Origin of the sequence: Neisseria brasiliensis (assembly GCF_009671065.1) — a bacterium.
GTDB lineage: Bacteria > Pseudomonadota > Gammaproteobacteria > Burkholderiales > Neisseriaceae > Neisseria > Neisseria brasiliensis.
Genome location: NZ_CP046027.1, coordinates 1612703 through 1631708, shown reverse-complemented (window position 1 = coordinate 1631708; position 19006 = coordinate 1612703). Strand labels below are relative to the sequence as shown.

13 protein-coding genes are annotated in these 19006 nt (G+C 49.5%); 4 read left to right on the top strand and 9 right to left on the bottom strand.

Annotated elements, in window-relative coordinates:
• Positions 1–75: 75 nt before the first annotated feature.
• The 3 genes from putP to GJV52_RS08235 all read right to left on the bottom strand — a co-directional run bounded on the left by putP (position 76) and on the right by GJV52_RS08235 (position 4693).
• Positions 76–1593: a sodium/proline symporter PutP gene (gene putP / locus GJV52_RS08245; RefSeq protein ID WP_100563193.1), complete on the bottom strand. Its 1518-nt coding sequence runs from the start codon at positions 1591–1593 to the stop codon at positions 76–78.
• 472 nt (positions 1594–2065) lie between these two features.
• Positions 2066–3478: a D-alanyl-D-alanine carboxypeptidase/D-alanyl-D-alanine endopeptidase gene (dacB, locus tag GJV52_RS08240; protein WP_095502237.1), complete on the bottom strand. Its 1413-nt coding sequence runs from the start codon at positions 3476–3478 to the stop codon at positions 2066–2068.
• Positions 3479–3817: 339 nt separating this feature from the next.
• Entirely contained in the window at positions 3818–4693 is an 876-nt protein-coding gene (locus GJV52_RS08235; RefSeq protein ID WP_198511394.1) for an MBL fold metallo-hydrolase, read from the bottom strand.
• Between the two features lie 93 nt (positions 4694–4786).
• Between GJV52_RS08235 and GJV52_RS08230 the strand changes: the two genes are divergently transcribed.
• Positions 4787–6520: a SulP family inorganic anion transporter gene (locus GJV52_RS08230; RefSeq protein ID WP_100563196.1), complete on the top strand. Its 1734-nt coding sequence runs from the start codon at positions 4787–4789 to the stop codon at positions 6518–6520.
• 120 nt (positions 6521–6640) lie between these two features.
• Here GJV52_RS08230 and GJV52_RS08225 read toward each other — a convergent pair whose 3' ends face one another.
• The gene (locus GJV52_RS08225; protein ID WP_100563198.1) at positions 6641–8809 is read right to left on the bottom strand and encodes a primosomal protein N'; all 2169 of its coding nucleotides are present in this window, start codon (positions 8807–8809) and stop codon (positions 6641–6643) included.
• Positions 8810–8962: 153 nt separating this feature from the next.
• On the opposite strand from GJV52_RS08225, the gene GJV52_RS08220 reads away from it, so the two are divergent.
• Positions 8963–9769, top strand: a complete 807-nt coding sequence (locus GJV52_RS08220) for a DsbC family protein (protein WP_100563200.1) — start codon at positions 8963–8965, stop codon at positions 9767–9769.
• Between the two features lie 76 nt (positions 9770–9845).
• Here GJV52_RS08220 and tsaD read toward each other — a convergent pair whose 3' ends face one another.
• On the bottom strand, positions 9846–10913 hold the full coding sequence (tsaD, locus tag GJV52_RS08215) for a tRNA (adenosine(37)-N6)-threonylcarbamoyltransferase complex transferase subunit TsaD (RefSeq protein WP_100563202.1): 1068 nt from the start codon (positions 10911–10913) through the stop codon (positions 9846–9848).
• A gap of 277 nt (positions 10914–11190) precedes the next feature.
• Between tsaD and GJV52_RS08210 the strand changes: the two genes are divergently transcribed.
• A complete protein-coding gene (locus GJV52_RS08210; RefSeq protein WP_095502387.1) occupies positions 11191–11562 on the top strand; it encodes a hypothetical protein in 372 nt (123 codons plus the stop codon).
• A 75-nt stretch (positions 11563–11637) separates the two neighbouring features.
• Here GJV52_RS08210 and ccsB read toward each other — a convergent pair whose 3' ends face one another.
• The 3 genes from ccsB to GJV52_RS08195 all read right to left on the bottom strand — a co-directional run bounded on the left by ccsB (position 11638) and on the right by GJV52_RS08195 (position 15630).
• Positions 11638–12825 (bottom strand): c-type cytochrome biogenesis protein CcsB, encoded by a 1188-nt coding sequence (gene ccsB / locus GJV52_RS08205; RefSeq protein ID WP_100563204.1) that lies wholly within the window; start codon positions 12823–12825, stop codon positions 11638–11640.
• A complete protein-coding gene (locus tag GJV52_RS08200; protein ID WP_229437012.1) occupies positions 12809–14773 on the bottom strand; it encodes a cytochrome c biogenesis protein ResB in 1965 nt (654 codons plus the stop codon). The genes ccsB and GJV52_RS08200 overlap by 17 nt, the downstream gene beginning before the upstream one ends.
• 233 nt (positions 14774–15006) lie before the next feature.
• Positions 15007–15630 (bottom strand): c-type cytochrome, encoded by a 624-nt coding sequence (locus GJV52_RS08195; protein ID WP_095502384.1) that lies wholly within the window; start codon positions 15628–15630, stop codon positions 15007–15009.
• 138 nt (positions 15631–15768) lie between these two features.
• On the opposite strand from GJV52_RS08195, the gene yihA reads away from it, so the two are divergent.
• Positions 15769–16401, top strand: coding sequence for a ribosome biogenesis GTP-binding protein YihA/YsxC (gene yihA, locus GJV52_RS08190; RefSeq protein ID WP_095502383.1), 633 nt, complete (start codon positions 15769–15771; stop codon positions 16399–16401).
• Between the two features lie 105 nt (positions 16402–16506).
• Here yihA and GJV52_RS08185 read toward each other — a convergent pair whose 3' ends face one another.
• Complete coding sequence (locus GJV52_RS08185; RefSeq protein WP_100563207.1) at positions 16507–18900, bottom strand: penicillin-binding protein 1A; 2394 nt, start codon at positions 18898–18900, stop codon at positions 16507–16509.
• Between the last annotated feature and the right edge of the window lie 106 nt (positions 18901–19006).

Sequence of the window (19006 nt, the reverse complement as noted above, 5' to 3'; positions counted from 1 at the left end):
AATCAATAAAATTTAAAACACATGAAAAAGCCGTCTGAAAATCTCTTTTCAGACGGCCTCATTTACTTATTCCAATCAGCTTGCTGCGCGATAATCCGCGTCAGCTTTTTCGAATTTTTCAATCACTTCACGGCTAGGCTCTTTGCCTATCAGTGACACAATATAAGTCACCAACCAGCAGGCGATGAAGCCCGGTACGATTTCGTACATGGTGGCCATGCCGGCGTTTTTGAGTGCCGGATTGGCGAATTCTGCCCACAATACTACCACAACGGCACCGGTAATCATGCCCCATAATGCGCCGTTGGCGGTCATGCGTTTCCAGAATACGGATAAGATTACCACCGGGCCAAACGCGGCGCCGAAGCCTGCCCATGCGTAAGATACCAAACCCAAGACTTTGCTGTCGGGATTCCCGGCAATCAGAATGGCAATCACAGCCACGGCCAATACCATGATGCGGCCGACCCATACCAATTCTTTTTGTTCTGCCTCAGGGCGCAGGAAGCCTTTGTAGAAGTCTTCAGTAATCGCGCTTGAGCACACCAGCAATTGGCAAGACAAGGTGGACATTACCGCCGCCAAAATCGCGCTCAAAATCACACCGGCGATCCATGGGTTGAACAATAAGGTGGCCAAGGCGATGAACACGCGTTCGTTGTTGCCTTCCATCGCAGACACTTGTTCAGGATGGCCACCAAAATAGGCGATACCGAAATAACCTACGGCTACGGCACCAGATAAGCAGACAATCATCCATGTCATACCGATGCGGCGTGCGCTTTTCAGCGATTGCACGTTTTCAGCAGCCATAAAGCGCGCCAAGATGTGTGGTTGGCCGAAATAGCCCAAGCCCCATGCGGCGGTGGAAATAATGCCCAAGAAGGTGGTTCCGGCAAACAAGCTGCCGTATTCTTGGCCGGTGGTTGCAGCCACGGCTTGTACTGCCGCGCTCATTTCTTCTGCGCCACCCAAGCTCAAGTACACCATTACAGGCGTCAGAATCAGGGCGAACAGCATCAGTGTTGCTTGTACAGTATCCGTCCAGCTCACTGCTAAGAAACCGCCGATAAAGGTATAGGCAATGGTTGCACCCGCACCCAGCCAAATGGCAGTTTCGTAGCTCATGCCTTCAAACAAGCTTTGGAACAAACGCGCACCGGCTACCACGCCTGAAGCGCAGTAAATGGTGAAGAAAAACAGAATAATAATTGCGGAAATCACTTTCATCGCTTGGCCTTTGGCGCCAAAGCGGTGGAAGAAATAATCCGGCAGGGTCAAGGCGTTGTTGGCGTATTCGGTGTGCACGCGTAAACGGCCTGACACAAACAACCAGTTCAGCCACGCGCCGATGGTCAGGCCGATGGCAATCCAAGCCTCGCTCAAGCCCACCGCGTAAATGGCACCCGGCAAGCCCATCAACAACCAGCCCGACATATCGGATGCACCGGCCGACATCGCCGTTACATAAGGGCCTAAGCTACGGCCGCCGAGAATATAGTCGTCAAAGTTGCGGGTAGAAAAATAAGCGGCCAAGCCAATCAGCAACACCGCCACAAGGTATAAACCAAACGTGATATACATGGGATTCATGTTATCGCTCCTCATTTTTAATAAACTTACTTTTGATAAGCAGATTCAGATCTGAGCTTTTTTCTTCTGTTAAGAAAACAACAACTTGGCTTTTATGCGTTTTTCATGCGCATTCAAGACAAATTTATTTCATTTACAATTAGATATGTTTAAATTACATCAAGATTTGTAAATATTTGGTTTCAGCATACCGCAATTCCCGCGCCTTGCAAAGCGACCGGCCATGATTTTTTTGATAATCGAATAAAATCTATTCAATTTTATAAATAAAACAAATATTTACTACATAATTAACCTGCTTTATTTTTGCACCCAACATGAAACTATCTTCCTAGTTTTCAGCTAATCATTTGAAATAAAAAGTAATTGAACAACAGAAGCAATCTGAAATCTTTGTGAAGCTTTTAAATTAACAAACAGGCCGTCTGAAACCCCATGGTTTCAGACGGCTTGTTATATAAATTCAACCTAATCAAACATCTTGCCGCACTTCGCAAGTGTTACCTAATGCCACCCAGCTTTTGCCGCCGGGCAAAACAATTTCCGACACCAGCCTATCCATATCTTTTAAATAAGCATCCGAATTCGGGCTGTTGATCACCACCACCACGACTTTGGGCTGCTCACCCAGCCAATAGCCTGCCAACGCACGCACATTTTTAAGTGTGCCGGTTTTCAATCGCAGGTTGTCTCCGGCTTGTTTCAAACGCGTTTTCAGCGTGCCGTCCACACCAGCAATTGGTAAGGTATTGATAAACTCATCTTTATAGCGGCTGAAATAGGCTTGTTCCAATAATTGCCCCATCATTTTCGCGGTGACGCGTTCTTTGCGCGACAAGCCCGAGCCGTTTTCCAGCACCAAATGGGTGGTATCCACACCCGCCATGCCCAATTCCAGCTTCACCGCCGAATCAGCTCGATGCAAGGCTTCATGTAAATCCTTGTCTTGCCCCAGTTTTAAAAACACCGAACGCGCAATCAGATTATTGGAAAACTTGTTCATATCCGCCAAAATCTCACTCAAAGGCTTGGATTGCAAGCTGGCTAAGGTCTTGGCTTCAGACGGCGTGGCGGCGACTTTTAGACCGTCTGAAATCGTGCCCCCGGCAGCGCGCCATTGGTTGATGAAACTGCGGCGGGCAAAATCTTGCGACGTGAGCATGTTCACATACAAAGTCTCGCTCAAGCAGGTTTCCGGCACATTGCCGCTGATAATCAATGCGCCGCCGCTGTATCGTCCGCTCATGTAGTGGCTGATGGATTTGCATTCGGCAGCAGATGGGACAATGGTGGTTTGATTGTCGAGCTTGATATTAGGGAGCGGCGGATTGGTCGTCCACACAATATCACCCAAAGGACTGCGTTCGCCCTTCACCGCCACCACTTTATACGCCAAGCGGTTGGGGTCGGGCGGCGTCATGTAGGTCTCGGCTTCGTCGGCGGCAAATTCCTTGCTGTTTCTGATGTCGCCCCACAGGCTGCGGTCGAGCACCAGTTGTCCGGCAATATTACGGATACCGCGGTCGCGCAATTGCTGCTGCAAAGCAATCAGACCATCTTGATCGAGCACCGGATCGCCGCTGCCTTCCCAATAAATATCGCCGTTAAGCGTGTCACCAACAATAGGCGCCGCACTTTTGAAGTGGGTCGTCCAGCGATAATCCTTGCCCAAGGCTTGAAACGCGGCAAACGCGGTCACCAGTTTCATGGTGGAAGCCGGATTCACCGACACGCCCGAACGGTGGTCAATCTGCACTTTGCCCGTGTCCAAATCCTGCACATACACCGAAATTTCATCGGCAGGGATTTTTCCGAAGTTTAAGGCCATAGCGGGTAACGAGAAGGCGGTGAGCATGAAAAGAGTAAGGCTTTCGCGTAATTTCATTGTGATTTCAAGAGATTGGTTTGGGTAAAACGGCAATATTATAAGCCATTCAGACGGCCTGAGTCTTGGTTTACATAAAAAGGTTGAGACCTTTGCAAAATCCCCATCTTTGGCACATTTCTTCGTTGTGCGCTGCTCGAAAGCTTGCCTATCTTCATGATATGTCTGCGCTTTCTGCGCTGCTACAACTTTGAACTGTACTCAAATCTAGGGTTTTGCAAAGGTCTCAAGGCCGTCTGAAACACATAAAGCATTTCAGACGGCATCCCCAGCAAAGCCGCATGTTCTACACTGCGGCTTTGCGTTTCAGACGGCCATCCCAAACGCCGTCTGAACAAGCTACAACTGATTCAGCGGAATTTTCAGATAGCGCACGCCGTTGTCTTCCGGTTGCGGTAATTGGCCGGCATTAATATTGGTCTGCACCGACGGTAAAATCAGGCGCGGCATGGCCAATGTGGCATCGCGCTCGTCGCGCATTTTGACAAATGCGGCTTTGTCCGTTCCTTGTTTGACATGAATATTACTGCGTTTTTGTTCGCCCACGGTAATTTTGGCAATGTGTGTCGTTCGTTCTTCCGGCGGATAATCATGGCACAAATACAGCTCGGTTTCATCGGGCAACGCCAGCAAACGCTGTATGGAATCATATAAATCGCTGCTGCTGCCTTTGGGAAAATCGCAACGCGCGGTGCCGACATCGGGTGCGAACAAAGTATCGCCGACAAACATCGCCGTTTTCAGGCCGTCTGAAACCAGATACGCCATGTCGGCAGGGGTATGTCCCGGCACATGGATCGCCTTGATGCGCAAGCTGCCTAAACACAGTTCGCTGCCCTCTTCGGTTAGAATATCGAATTGACGTGCATCGGTTTTGAAATCATCGCCTAAATTAAACAAGGGCTTGAATACTTTCTGCACTTTTTCGATGTGTTTGCCGATGACCAAACGCCCGCCCAACTCGCGCTTTAGATAAGGCGCAGCCGATAAATGGTCAGCATGGGCGTGGGTTTCGATGATATATTCAAGCTGCAGCTGGTTTTGCCGCACAAAATCAATCAGTTTATCGGCATTATTATAAGAAACACGGCCGGCTTTAGGGTCAAAATCCAATACCGGATCGATAACGGCACACAGCTTGCTGCCTTCGTCAGTCAAAATATGGCTGAAGGTTTCGGTGTCGGGATCCAAAAACGATTTTATCTGCATGGTCATGTTTTTCTCCTGATTGATTTCATCACGAAACCATTATATTATATTTTTATTATATATAAAATAAAAAATTCTTAGATTTTGTTGAGATTCACTATGCCTTTATCTTTTCTACCTGATTGGCTGCGCCGCTACGACCGCCGCTGTCTGAGCCAAGATATTATGGCCGGGCTGATTGTCGGCATCATCGTGATTCCGCAAAGCTTGGGTTATGCCGCGCTGGCGGGCTTGCCGCCGGTGTATGGTTTATACAGCGCGATTGTGCCGGTATTGGTGTATGCGTGGATTGGTGCGAGCAATGTCAATGCGGTGGGGCCTGTCGCCGTGACCGCCATCATGACCGCCCATGCGCTGCAAAACTACCAACATCTGCCGCCGGAGCAATATGCGCTCTTGGCCGGATTTTTGGCTTTGCTGATGGGTGCATTATTGTGGTTGGCTTCGCTGTTTCGCTTGGGTTGGATTACCCGCTTTATCAGTCAAGGGGGCACGGCCGGTTTTGTCACCGGCGCATCGGTTCTGGTTTTTATCAGCCAAATCAAATTTTTAGTCGGTATTAATCTTTCCGGCAGCACCATCATCGATTACGCCTTGGCGTTTACCCACCGCATTCACACACTGCATTTGCCGACAATGATGGTCGGTGCGCTGGCGTTCGGCCTGTTTTTCATCAACCGCTATTATCTCAACCGCTGGCTGACGCATTGGCTCGCGCCGAAAACCGCCCAATTTATCGTGCGCCTGCTGCCTTTAATCATCATGATTGCGGCGGTGGTGTTTAGCTTATTGCTGGATTTCCAACACCGCGGTATCGCTGTGATTGAGCATGTGCCGACCAAGCTGCCGCATTTTGTGCTGCCATTTTCAGGCGGCCTGCATGATGTGTTGAACCAAGTCATCCAGCTGCTGCCCACTGCCGCCTTGATTGCGCTGATTACCTTCGTTTCCAGCAATTCCGTGGCCGCCAGTTGCGCGCGCAAACGGCAGGAAGCCTTCGACACCAATCAGGAATTAAAAGGCTTGGGCTGGGCAAACATGATTGGTGCGTTTTTCCAAAGTTTCCCCGTGGTCGGCGGCTTCTCGCGCACGGCGGTGAATGTCGATGCCGGTGCGCAAACGCCGTTGGCAAGCATCATTTCAGTCGGTGTCATGGCAGCTTTTTTATTGCTGCTGACCGATTATCTCGAGCCTTTGCCTTATGCCGTGTTGGCGGCCAACATCATGGTGGCGATTCTCAGCATGATGGATTGGGACACGCTCAAACGCGCCGTCCGCAGCGACAAAACCGATGTCGCCGCCTTTCTGACGGCCTGCTTCGGCGTGTTGCTATTTGGTTTGAATATTGGTTTGGTGTTGGGGATTTTGGTGTCGTTTGCCGGTTTGATTTGGCAATCGAGCCATCCGCATTTAACCGTTGTCGGTCAAACGGCAGACGGCCACTTCCGCAACATCAAGCGCTACGCGACCACGCAATACAGCAGCCTGCTGATTGTGCGCATCGATGAAAGCATGTTTTACGGCAATGCCCAGCCCATCCGCCATTATTTGGAACGCACTCTAGCCACGCAACCCGACTACAAGCATTTGATTTTAATGCTTTCCGCTGTGAATAACATCGACTTAACCGCACAAGAAATGTTGCTCGCGCTTAATTACGATTTGCAAAAACAGCAAATTTCGCTGCACTTTGCCGACATCAAAGGCCCGTTGGCAGACAAGCTGCAGCATTCGGTGATGATCAAAAGTCTCTCCGGCAAGGTTTTTGTCAGTACTGCCGAAGCGGTCGATACCCTGTTAAAAGAAGAAAGCGTGTGGTCACCGATGATTTGAATGGGATTGAATCAAGCAAACGAGGCCGTCTGAAGATTCAGACGGCCTCGTTTTATCTAAAAATATAGTCGTTTAAAGGTGCCGGCAAGGCCGTATTATTTTGATTTATAAAGACTATTTCTACATATCCTGCACATCTACATCCACACTCCAGCGGATTTTGTGGTCGCGGTTTTGCTGCAACACCTGCACCCACAAACTTACCGCATGATGCAAATCCTTGCGTGAAGTCGATTCCAGAAAAAGCTGCGCCCGTTCGCGCTCGGCCAGCCGCACCATCAGCATGGGCGCAGGGCCGAACTGGGTCACGCTCTCTTGCAGCAAGGGCTGAACTAGGGCTTTCATCTCGTTCAAAAAATCCATCGCCTGCGCCACATTCGGCGCATCGGCGCGGATGGCCGTCTGAAAACCGAATGGCGGCATGGCAAACATTTCGCGCTCGCTCAATTCGTTGGCAGCAAAATGGCGGTAATCCTGCGCCTTCACAGCGGCAAATACAGCATGGTCGGGCAATTGCGTCTGTATCAACACCTGCCCTGCTTTGTCGGCACGCCCCGCTCGGCCGGATACTTGCATCAGCTCGGCAAACAAACGCTCGGGGGCGCGGAAATCGGAGCTGTATAAGCTGCCGTCGGCATTCAGCACAATCACCAGATTCAGCCGCGCGAAATCGTGCCCTTTCGCCAGCATTTGCGTGCCGACCAAAATATCCACGTCATCGGCAGCAATGCGTTGGTACAAATCCGCCCAATCGTCTTTGTGTGAGGTGCTGTCGCGATCCACGCGCACCACTTTGGCTTGCGGCAAGAAATTTCGCAGCGTTTCTTCCACGCGCTGCGTGCCGTGGCCGACGGCGGTCAAATCCTGATTGCCGCAATCGGGGCATTTATAAGGCACCGGCTCGCAGTGGTCGCAATGGTGGCAGCGCAATTGCCGCGCGCGTTGATGCAACACCATCTTGGCCGAACAATTCGGGCAACCGAAGGTATGGCCGCAATCGCCGCAAAACAAGGCCGGTGAAAAGCCGCGGCGGTTGAGATACACCAGCGACATGCCGCCCGCTGCAAAATTTTGCTGAAGCAATTTCAAGGCTTGCGGCGAAAAGCCGTTGTCGAGTTTCAGACGGCCTACGTTCAAAATCTCCACTTGCGGCAACTGCGCGGCGGTATGGGCGCGTTCGGTTAATTCGAGCAGCTGATAAGCACCACTCTGCGCCTTGTGCCAGCTTTCCAAGCTCGGTGTCGCGCTGCCCAACACAATCGGACAATCCGCCTGTTTCGCCCGCCATACCGCCAAATCACGCGCATGGTAGCGCAATTCGTTGTCTTGCTTGAACGACGAATCATGTTCTTCATCGACCACAATTAGGCCGATTTCGCCCATCGGCGTAAACACCGCCAGCCGTGTGCCGATCACCAACTTTGCCTGCCCCGACATCGCGCGCAAATAATCCTGCGTGCGTTTTCCTGCGGCGGTTTGGCTGTGTAGCACGGCGGTCAGCACATCTGCAAAACGGTTTTGCACGCGCTTCAACAGCTGCGGCGTCAAATTGATTTCGGGCAGTAAAAACAACACCTGTTTGCCCTGCGCCAACACTTGGGCAATCGCATCGAAATACACTTCGGTTTTGCCGCTGCCGGTGATGCCGTAGAGCAAAAACGGCTGAAACTGCCCAAAGGCCGTCTGAATCTGCTGCGAAGCGTGTTGCTGCTCGGCGTTTAATATGTGTTCAGATGGCATCAATTTGGGCGCGGCGGCATGAAACGTGTCTATCCAGCCTTGTTCCGCCCATTCGTCTAACAATTTTTCTGCTTGGCTGTGGATTTTTTTTAAAACGGATAGCGTCAGGCCGTCTGAAAGCAAAGCCTCCCACACGGCGCGTTTTTTATGGAAGCGCTCGGGCGGCGGCGTTTGCGCCCTGCCGGATTCGTTTAAACGGTAAAACAGCGGCGGCTCGGGCATGGCCACAGGCTTGGTTTCCTTCAAGCCTTGCGGCAACGCGGTGAACACGGCCTGCCCCAGCGGATAATGGTAATAGCGCGCGGTAAACGCCAACAATGCGCGCCAATCCTGCGGCAGCGGCGGTTCGTCGGTAAAGGCCGTCTGAACACTTTGAATCTTGCGCACATCAATATCGGGCATGACATCGTTTGCCCACACCATGCCGACTTGCGGTTTGTTGCGAAACGGCACCACCACGCGCGTGCCAACCGGCAAGGCTTCGTGGTGCGCATAAGTCAGCAGGCCGTCTGAAAGCGGCACATTAAGGGCAATATGATGATAAATCATGATTCAAATCAATTAGTTTGGGTTTCGCGCGCCTGATGTTTCAGACGGCCTGAAAAAAGCCATTTTATCAGCAAGCGATACAGCAATAAACTTATCTGCATAGCGCGCCGAGTTTTGCTACAATGCGGTTTTTACATTCTCATTCAGAGCAACATGAAATTGAAATTAATCAACACATTACTGCCATTGGCCATGCTGCCTTTGGTTGCCTGCGGCCAAACCACCGTGACCAATAAAGGTGCCGCTTCCGCTCCTGCTGCAGCCGCTTCTGCTGCCGCACCGAAAGCCGCCGATAAAAGCGTAGCCGAATCACTGAAAACCAAGCTGGAAAAAGTGTATGAAGCGCAAGAATTAAAAGTGATAAGCGTGGGCGAAACCCCGATGCAAGGCGTGTATGAAGTGGTTGTGAGCGGCAATCAGATTATCTACACCGACTCAAAAGGCGATTACATGCTGGTCGGCGATTTGATTGATGTCAACTCACGCGAGAGCCTGACCGACGAGCGCGCGGCGGAATTGAACAAGCTTGATTTCGACAGCCTGCCTTTGGACAAAGCGATTAAAGAAGTGCGTGGCAACGGCAAATTAAAAGTAGCCGTGTTCAGCGACCCGGATTGCCCATTCTGTAAACGCTTAGAGCACGAATTTGCCAAAATGACCGACATCACCATTTACAACTTCATGATGCCAATCGCCAGCCTGCACCCTGATGCACAACGCAAAGCGGAAAACATCTGGTGCCAACCAAACGCCACCAAAGCATGGACAGAATGGATGCGCGAAGGCAAAACCCCGCCTGCCGCCAAAGCCTGTGACAATCCGGTTGCCGAAACCATGTCTCTGGGCGAGCAACTGGGCTTCACCGGCACACCAACCATCGTGTTCCCGAACGGCCGCACGCAAAGTGGTTACAGCCCGATGCCACAGCTGAAAGAAATTATTGAGAAAAACCAAAAATAAATTGGTTTAGATACATGAAAGGCCGTCTGAAAGAATTTGATTTCAGACGGCCTTTTTGTTCAATCAGGTGAAAGCATCATGCTTTCACAATATCCGACAGCGGCCAGCGCGGTTTCACATTAAAACCGGCAGCCTGTTGTCTGTCCTGCAAACGCATGGCGCCCGCAAAAGCAATCATCGCGCCGTTATCGGTGCAATAAGCCATCGGCGGGAAAAACACGTTTACCGCTTCTTGTTTTGGTTTCGGCTTGCCTTTTTCAGACGGCATGGTCACACTCAAGCGACTGAATTCGTCGCGCAGCTTCCAGTTTGCCCCCACACCACCGGCCACCACCAAGGTGCTGAATCCGGTATCCAGCAAGGCTTTTTTCGATTTGGCAATCAACACATCGACCACGGCATCTTGAAATGCGCGACAAATATCGTTGCGCGTTTGCTCGGGAATCTCATCGCTGCCCGTTTCCGCGCGTACTTTTTCCACCGCAGTCAACACGGCAGTTTTCAAGCCGGAAAAGCTCATTTGCAAATCGTGCGAATGCAGCATCGGGCGCGGAAAGGTAAACGCATCAGGCGTGCCTAATTTGGCCAACTCCGACAATTTTGCCCCGCCCGGATACGGCAAACCCAGCAGCTTGGCGGTTTTATCAAATGCTTCGCCCGCCGCGTCATCCACGCTTTCGCCCAGCAGCGTGTAATCGCCAATACCGCGCACCGCCATAAATTGCGTGTGGCCGCCCGACACCAACAAGGCGACAAACGGAAATTCCGGTTTTTCATCTGCCAGCAATGGCGACAATAAATGCCCTTCCAAATGGTGCACCGGAATCACCGGCTTATTGAGTGCAAAGGCCAAGGCATTCGCATAGCTGGAACCGGCCAACAGTGCCCCACCCAAGCCCGGCCCTTGGGTGAAAGCCACCGCATCAATATCGTCATAGCCGACACCGGCTTCCTGCAACGCGCCTTCGGTAAGCGGCACCACGCGGCGGATATGGTCACGGCTGGCCAATTCAGGCACCACGCCGCCATATTCGGCATGCATGGCCATTTGCGTGTGCAGATGATGCGCCAGCAAGCCGCGTTCGGTGTCATACAAGGCAACACCGGTTTCATCACAAGAAGATTCGATTCCCAATACCAACATAGCTTAAGGCCGTCTGAAAAAATAATGCTGTATTTTAGCCGATTTTAATCTTGCTTGCTGCGCACATTGATGAAGACTATGCTTAAAGCTTAGTTTTTTACTCATTTATGCGCAGCAATTTGCGTAAGTTTCCGCAGGTTTTGCAAAGAGTCGTAAGCCAAATGGTAAGAAAATCCGCTAAGGTAAAAGCTGGTTTAGTCGCTTGCCGATTTTTTCAGGCCGGCGCTACAATCCGCTACATCACAAATTTAATACCCTTGAAGAAAAGGAATCTATCATGAATAAAACCAAATCTTTGATGTTGACCGGTATTTTGGCTCTGTTTTCAGCCAGCGCGTTTGCCGCACCAGTGCCGTCTGAAATCTACAAACCTGCCGGCGCGAAAACCATCAAAGCCGACCGTCAAGGCAATGGCGAATTTGAATACGAAGCCGAGCTGTCTTCACGCCATACTTCAATTCCAGCCTTGGCCAAAAAAGTGATTGCCCACGCTAAACGCAAAGGCTTCAAAGTGGTTGAGTCTGAAATCAAACGCGACGATGCCGATTTGAAATTCAAACGCGGCAACCATGAATTAGACGTATCGATTGAAGACAAAGACCATGGCCGTATCGAATACAAAGCCGATTTGGACTTGGATAAAAACTAATTGGATTGAATCCATTTAAAATGATAAAAAGGCCGTCTGAAACAATCCCGTTTCAGACGGCCTTTACGATAAGATTTACAGCGTACCGTAAGAGTGCAAACCGCTCAAGAACATGTTCACGCCGATAAAGGCAAAGGCAGTGACAAACAAGCCGATAATCGCCCACCATGCCAATACACGGCCACGCCAACCGGCTACCAAGCGCAAATGCAACCAAACTGCGTAATTCAACCACACGATAAACGCCCATGTTTCTTTCGGGTCCCAGCTCCAGTAGCGACCCCATGCATCTGCTGCCCACAAAGCGCCGAGAATCGTCGCGATGGTGAAAAACAAGAAACCGACAGCAATCGCTTTATACATCATTTCTTCAATCACTTGCGAAGCAGGCAACCATGATTTCTTGCCCTTCTCTTCGCTGCGCAACGACCACAGTTCCGCCACACCCAACATGGCGGCAATACAGAATGCGCCGTAGCCGATAAAGTTGGCCGGAACGTGAATCTTCATCCACCACGACTGCAAGGCTGGAACCAAAGGCTGAATGGTGTGCGCTTCACGCGAAATGCTGTACCACAACACAAAACACACCACCACCGCCATAAAGGTATAGACGAACCCGCCCAGCTTCTGCACGGCAAAACGGCCTTCGTAATACACATACATCAAACCGGTAATCACCAAGAATAAAATAAACACTTCATACAGGTTGGATACCGGAATATGACCGGCATCCGGACGCAGCAAATAGCTTTCATGCCAGCGAACCAACAAACCGGTAAAGCCGGCCACCGCAGAAATCCAGCCGAATACTGTGCCCATGCCGAGCAAGGTATTGGTTTCCTGATGTTGGCGGTTGGCAATAATTGCGCCGGCAATGTAGGCAAACAGCGCAAAAAACACAAACGCGCATTGCCACATAATCGCCGATTGGCTGCTTAGGAAATATTTCAGCAAGAAGCTGTCTGCATTCTTGATGTCGCCCGCGTACAAATTCACTGCTGCATAAGCCAAGGCCAAACACAGCACGATATACCAACGCATCGGTTTGAAAAACCAGCCCAAGAACACGGCAATACCGGCGCTTGCCCATAAAATCACCATCTCATAAATATCCATGTGATGGCCGACGTGGGTTTGCGCAAAATAGGCAATGGCGGCAATGACTAAAGCAAAGCCCCAATCCAAGGCATTCAGGCTGCGCATGAATGATTTGTGTGTTAAGAGCTCGTGTTCAGGCACGGCTTTATTTTGTGTGGTCATGGTTTAAATCCTTCGCCAGCTGTTGCAAACGCTGGGTGTGTTGCGGAAATTCTTTTTGTAAATCGCGCTCGTTACGGCTTGATGACATGGCAAAGCGGATGCGGCCGTCTGAAAACAGCAGCCATGCGCGTTTTTCACGAATGTAGAACATGAAAATCGTGCCCAGCACCAGCAAAACCGAGCCTAAATACACCAATGATGCGCCCGGCGAACGCGTCATCTGCAAGCCTGATGAGCGCACTTCGGTATAGCCGTCAAGTTGCAGCAACATCGGCGCCGGATATTCGGTCAAACCGGTGTAGGCATCCATGCTGTGCAGCACAAAACGATTACGCGCTTCATCTTGCGGCCAAGCGGGTAAATTATATTTTTTCAGGGTTTCATCAACGGCAGCATTCATCACGCCAAACAGCATTTGATAGAAATAGCCCTGCATTTTTTCCTGCTGCTCTTTTGGAATGTTTTTCGTAACAAACTCATCCAAGGCCAAATAGCCACCTTGTGCAAAAATACTCAAGGTATTGGTCGCTGCCTGCTTAAACTGCTCACTGATTTCAGACGGCGCACCAAGCGTGGCCTGCTGCACCACTTTGTTGCGCTCAGCTTCATCTTTCAGCAACTCGCGCAAAGCCATAAAGGTATCAACTTTGCCGCTTTTATCCATCGGGATACGCAGCCAGCGGTATTGTTGCGCCAAGCCTGCACGCGTGCCGGTGATGAAGAAATAATCCTCTTCCTGCTTAATCGGCAGCATGTAGTTTTTGTATTCAACAGCCTGTCCTGCGCTGTCACGCAAGCGGTAGATAATCGATGGGCCGATGTTGGTGAATTTTTTGTTTTCCTGCGATACGGCGCGCACATCGTTAATCGTGCCCTGCAAACCGGCATCCGCTTTTTCAGACGGCTTACTCATGTCTTCAACGTTCATGGCCGTAAACTGATCAAATTCCAAACGGTATGAGGTATCGCCGATATTAAACGGAAAATCGCGCATCGACGTGGCTTTCAGCTCAATCGATTGGCGACTTGGATCGCTCAAGCTCCACGCTTTAAATTTCAAATCCGAGCCGCCATCAGCAAAGCTGGCTTGGTAAATGGTGATGCCGTGTAAGGTCAGCGGATGGTTAACGCGGATGGTTTGCTCGATTTTTTCGCCGGTAGCTTTGTCAGTCACTTCCAAATCGCTGGCAAAGTCTTTCGGCATGCCGGTATCGTAGAAATCGATGTGGAATTTTTTCAGCTTCACTTCAAACGGCAAATCCTGCACCAGCATGCCGCTATCCGCACTCACAAACACCACATCGGCGCTCTGCCCTTCGTTGATGTTGACGTTGCCGCGGAAGGACGGATTAGCGGTACTCAACACGCTTTCCGGCTTAAAATCTTTGGCGTACATGGCGTTGTTGTCCGGCACAATACGGCCGGTGAGCATACCGACTTTGAGCAACAAATTACTGTCAATCAAGCCACCGATACAAATCACAATCAGCGCAACGTGGGCAAAAATATAGCCCCATTTGTTCATCGCGCCTTTTTTAGCTGCCACCAACACCGAGCCGTCATCACGCTGCACGGTTTTGGCCGAAAAGCCCTGCACTTCCAAATAGCGCTGCGCCACGTCAGGTGAAATATTTTGCGGCAACTCTGTAGAATGGCGCATGGCTGCCAGTGATTTCTCTTTGGCATTTTCACGAAAGGATTTAATCTCACGCAAAAACGGCGGCACATTGCGAATCAGACACAAGCTGGTTGAAATCACCAAAAACAGCATGATGATGACAAACCAAAGCGAGGCATACACATCGTACAAGCCCAAGAAGCCGAAAATCTGCGACCAAAACGGACCAAATTTCACCACATAGTTCACTTGCGGCTGATTTTGCTGCAACACCGTTCCGATAATCGAAGCCACACCCAATAAGCTCAACAGGGCAACGGCAAAGCGCATGGAGCTTAAAAAAGCAAACCATGGCCGACGGATAAACGGAACGGGTTTTGAAGTAGTGCTCATAAAATGTAGATTCTATACAACAACTTTAAAAATACAGTATAATCACCTGATTCAATTAATCAGAAAATATTGATAATTATTTTAAATGATTTGTTACCGTATGTGCTTGAGGCCGTCTGAAATCAAATTCTTTCAGACGGCCTTATTATGCAATCGCGTAATCGTGCAAATTAATGCAGACCTTGAATGAAGTTACCTACTGCTTCCAATTCTTCAGCCGACATGCGTTTGGCAATATCCTGCATCATCGCGTTTTCACGCTGACCAGATTGGTAAGCCTGCATTTGTGCCACGATATAGGCTTTGTGCTGACCACCAATGCGCGGATAGGCGATAATATCGGCACCACCGCCCGGCATACCTGCACCGCTCGGGCCGTGGCATGACATACAAGCCGGTACTTTCTTATCCGCAATACCGCCACGGAAAATTTTCGCACCCAATTCCGCATTTTCTTTTGGATTGGTTTCACCCGGTTTGGCTTGTTGCTTAGCATAGAAAGCAGACACATCGCGGATGTCTTGCTCAGACAAACCCATCACCAAAGGTTTCATCGCCGCAGCAGAACCGTGGATACGTTTGCCTTCTTTAATATCCATCGTTTGTTGGAAAATATAAGCCTCGTGTTGGGCAGATACTTTCGGATACATGGCAATACCACTGTTACCGTCGGCAGCGTGACACGCCGCACAAACGTTGTTTGCAATTTCTTTGCCTTTTGCCACATCGGCTTTTGGCGCAGCCGTTACCGCACCAGCTGCCAAGGCTAAAGCCAATAAAGTGAATCGTTTCATGGAGTGCTCCTGATTACAGCATTGCGTAGCGAAACAATGCCTTTTTTATACTCAAATACCGGATATATTTTTACCGGATTAAAACCGATGATTCTATAAACATGGTATTCTATACTAAATTTACATTAAATTACTACTATGAATCTCTTCCAAAACGCAAAATTCTTCACCACCGTTAATCATTTGAAAGATTTACCCGACACACCGGCCGAAATCGCCTTTGTCGGACGCAGTAATGCGGGCAAATCCAGCGCGATTAACACACTTACCAATCATGTGCGCTTGGCTTATGTTTCCAAAACCCCCGGCCGCACGCAACACATCAATTTCTTTGAGCTGACCAACGGCAACTTCATGGTCGACCTACCCGGCTACGGCTATGCACAAGTACCGGAAGCCATCCGTGCGCACTGGGTGAAACTCTTAGGGGACTATTTACAGACCCGCCATCAGCTCATTGGTTTAGTACTGATTATGGATGCCCGCCATCCGTTAAAAGCCTTGGATATTCAGATGTTGGACTTTTTCCATATTACCGGCCGACCGGTGCATATTCTGTTGTCAAAAGCCGACAAACTCTCCAAAAACGACCAAATTAAAACGCTGGGTGTGGTAAAAAAATCGCTCAAACCTTACATGGAGCGCCAACGCATCAGCATTCAACTCTTTTCCAGCTTAAAAAAACAAGGCATTGAGGAAGTAAATCAAGTTGTTGGCGAATGGTTTGCCCATCATCATGCAGAAATAGCCGGAATGCAATCAAACGATTAAAATATTGTAACCAAGTGTAGCCCATGCGGTATTGATAAACCGCAAATCACGGGCAAATAATAAAAACAAGGCCGTCTGAAACGTTTCAGACGGCCTTTCACATCATCAAAACAACGAATCCAACTGTTTGTTGCCGCCATCATGACTACTGGTAGGTGGCAAAGGCTTTTCTACCGGCTCGGACGGTGTTGCTTCATTCGTTTGTCTCCGCGTTTCGGCAGCACTAGGACTAGCACGTCGTGGCGCAGCATTATTACGCGGTACGCTGCCTCTATTATCCAGCGACAAATCACTGCTGGTTACCTGACGCTCCCGCATGTAATATTCACCGTTTTTAGTGACCATTCCTTCCGGGGATTTCATGCCTGTTGCTTTCGTACCTTTCAGTGCAAAGCGCATGTACTCAACCCATACCGGCACAGCAATTGTACCGCCATAGCCTGCACGTCCCATGCTCTTCGGTTTGTCAAAACCGATATATACCGCCGTAACCACACTCGGATTGAAGCCGATAAACCATGCATCTTTATTGTCGTTAGTCGTACCGGTTTTGCCAGCAATATCCGAACGACCTAAAGCATTTGCACTGCGCGCCGTACCGGAACGCACCACATCCTGCATAATTTTATACATGATATACGCATTACGCGGATCAATTGCCTGTGGCGCATTTTCTCCGGCCACCAACGGCTGCATTTGCGCACGCAAACGGCCTTGGCTATCGTAAATCTTGTCAATCACATGCGCCGATACGCGGTAACCGCCATTGGCAAATACAGCATAACCTTCTGCCATGCGCAACGGTGTGGTTTCACCCGTACCCAAAGACATCGACAAAATCGGTGGAATTTCAGACGGCTTAAAGCCAAAACGCTGGATATACTGTTGCGCATAGTTCACACCAATCGACATCAAAATACGGATAGACACCATATTTTTTGAAGCAGTCAACGCTTGGCGCAAAGTAATATAGCCTGAATAGCGACCGTCTGAGTTTTTAGGTGTCCAAGTCGTGCCATTAGGGCCTTTACCCGGCAAGGAAATCGGTGCATCGTTAATCTGAGTCGAAGCAGTCATGCCTTTGGCCAACGCAGCCGAATACACGAATGGTTTAAACGCTGAGCCCGGTTGACGCATGGCCTGAGTTGCTCGGTTAAACGTTTTACTGTGGTAATCATAACCACCCACCAACGCGCGTACTGCACCGGTTTTAGCATCCAACGACACCAGCGCACCTTGCAACAATGGCTCCTGAACCACTCGCCAGCTGTCACCACTACCTTTCACACGGATAATCGAACCACGACGAATGCGGTCGTCACCCATTTTCTTATTTTCTACTGCACGTGCAGCAAAACCTAATGCACCGCTATTTAATGTTGCTTTACGGCCGCTCGGCAATTGAATCTGAATGCTTTTCTTAGTCGTATCCAATACAACCGCCGGCACCATACCATCTACGGTATAGAGGGTTGAAAGATGTTGGCTAACCGCATCTTCCACATCATCGACTTTGGATAAATCAATAAAATTTTCTGCCCCACGATAGCTGCTACCGCGATCGAAGTTACGCAAAGTACGACGCAGCGCAGCAGTTGCCGCTTTCTGATGGTCAGTGCTGACCGTGGTATATACCTTAAAGCCTTGGGTGTAGGCGTCTTCACCATATTTCTCGTATAACTCTTGACGTACCATCTCGGCCACATAAAGCGCACTTTGATCGATTTTCTGAACAAAGCGCTCATAATGCAGCTCTTCTCTCAATGCTTTATCGCGCTGCTGCGTGGTAATCATGCCCTCTTCAAGCATATTGTTCAAAATATACGCCTGTCGGATTTTGGCACGCTCCGGATTCACAATCGGATTGTACGCCGAAGGTGCTTTAGGCAAACCAGCCAGCATAGTCGCCTCGGCCAAAGACAAATCTTTCACACTTTTGTTGAAATAGATTTGCGCTGCCGAAGTAAAACCATAGGAACGTTGACCCAAATAGATTTGGTTGAAATACAATTCCAAAATCTGATCTTTACTCAATGATTGTTCAATTTTATAGGCGAGCAATGCTTCATTGAATTTACGGGTAAAGGTACGCTCGCTGCTCAAATAGAAGTTTTTGGCAACTTGCTGAGTAATGGTACTGGCACCGGATTGAACGCCGCCTGCTACTAAGTTACCGACAACTGCACGCGCGACACCGATAACATCCACCCCCCAGTGTTCATAAAAGCGCTTATCTTCCGCCGCAACCACGGCATCTTTAAGAACCTTAGGAAAATCTTCAATTTTTGTAAACTCACGACGCTCTTCTCCATATAAACCAATCACTTCGCCGTCTGAAGAATAAACCGTAAGCGGCATTTTCGGTTGGTAGTGTTGTAAAGTATCCAGCGAAGGGAGTTTCGGATAAGTAACCAAAATTGCTATGGCAACCAGCCCAATACCAAAAAGCACCAATCCGAGGAGCAGCCCAATACAAGTAGTTATAATCTTTTTAATCATGACCAATTAATATTTTGCCATCAGAGGCATTAAATAAAGTAAAATAGCTAACGGTTTCTATAAAACACAGTTACCAGCGTGCAAAGAAAAGAATCCCTCACGGATA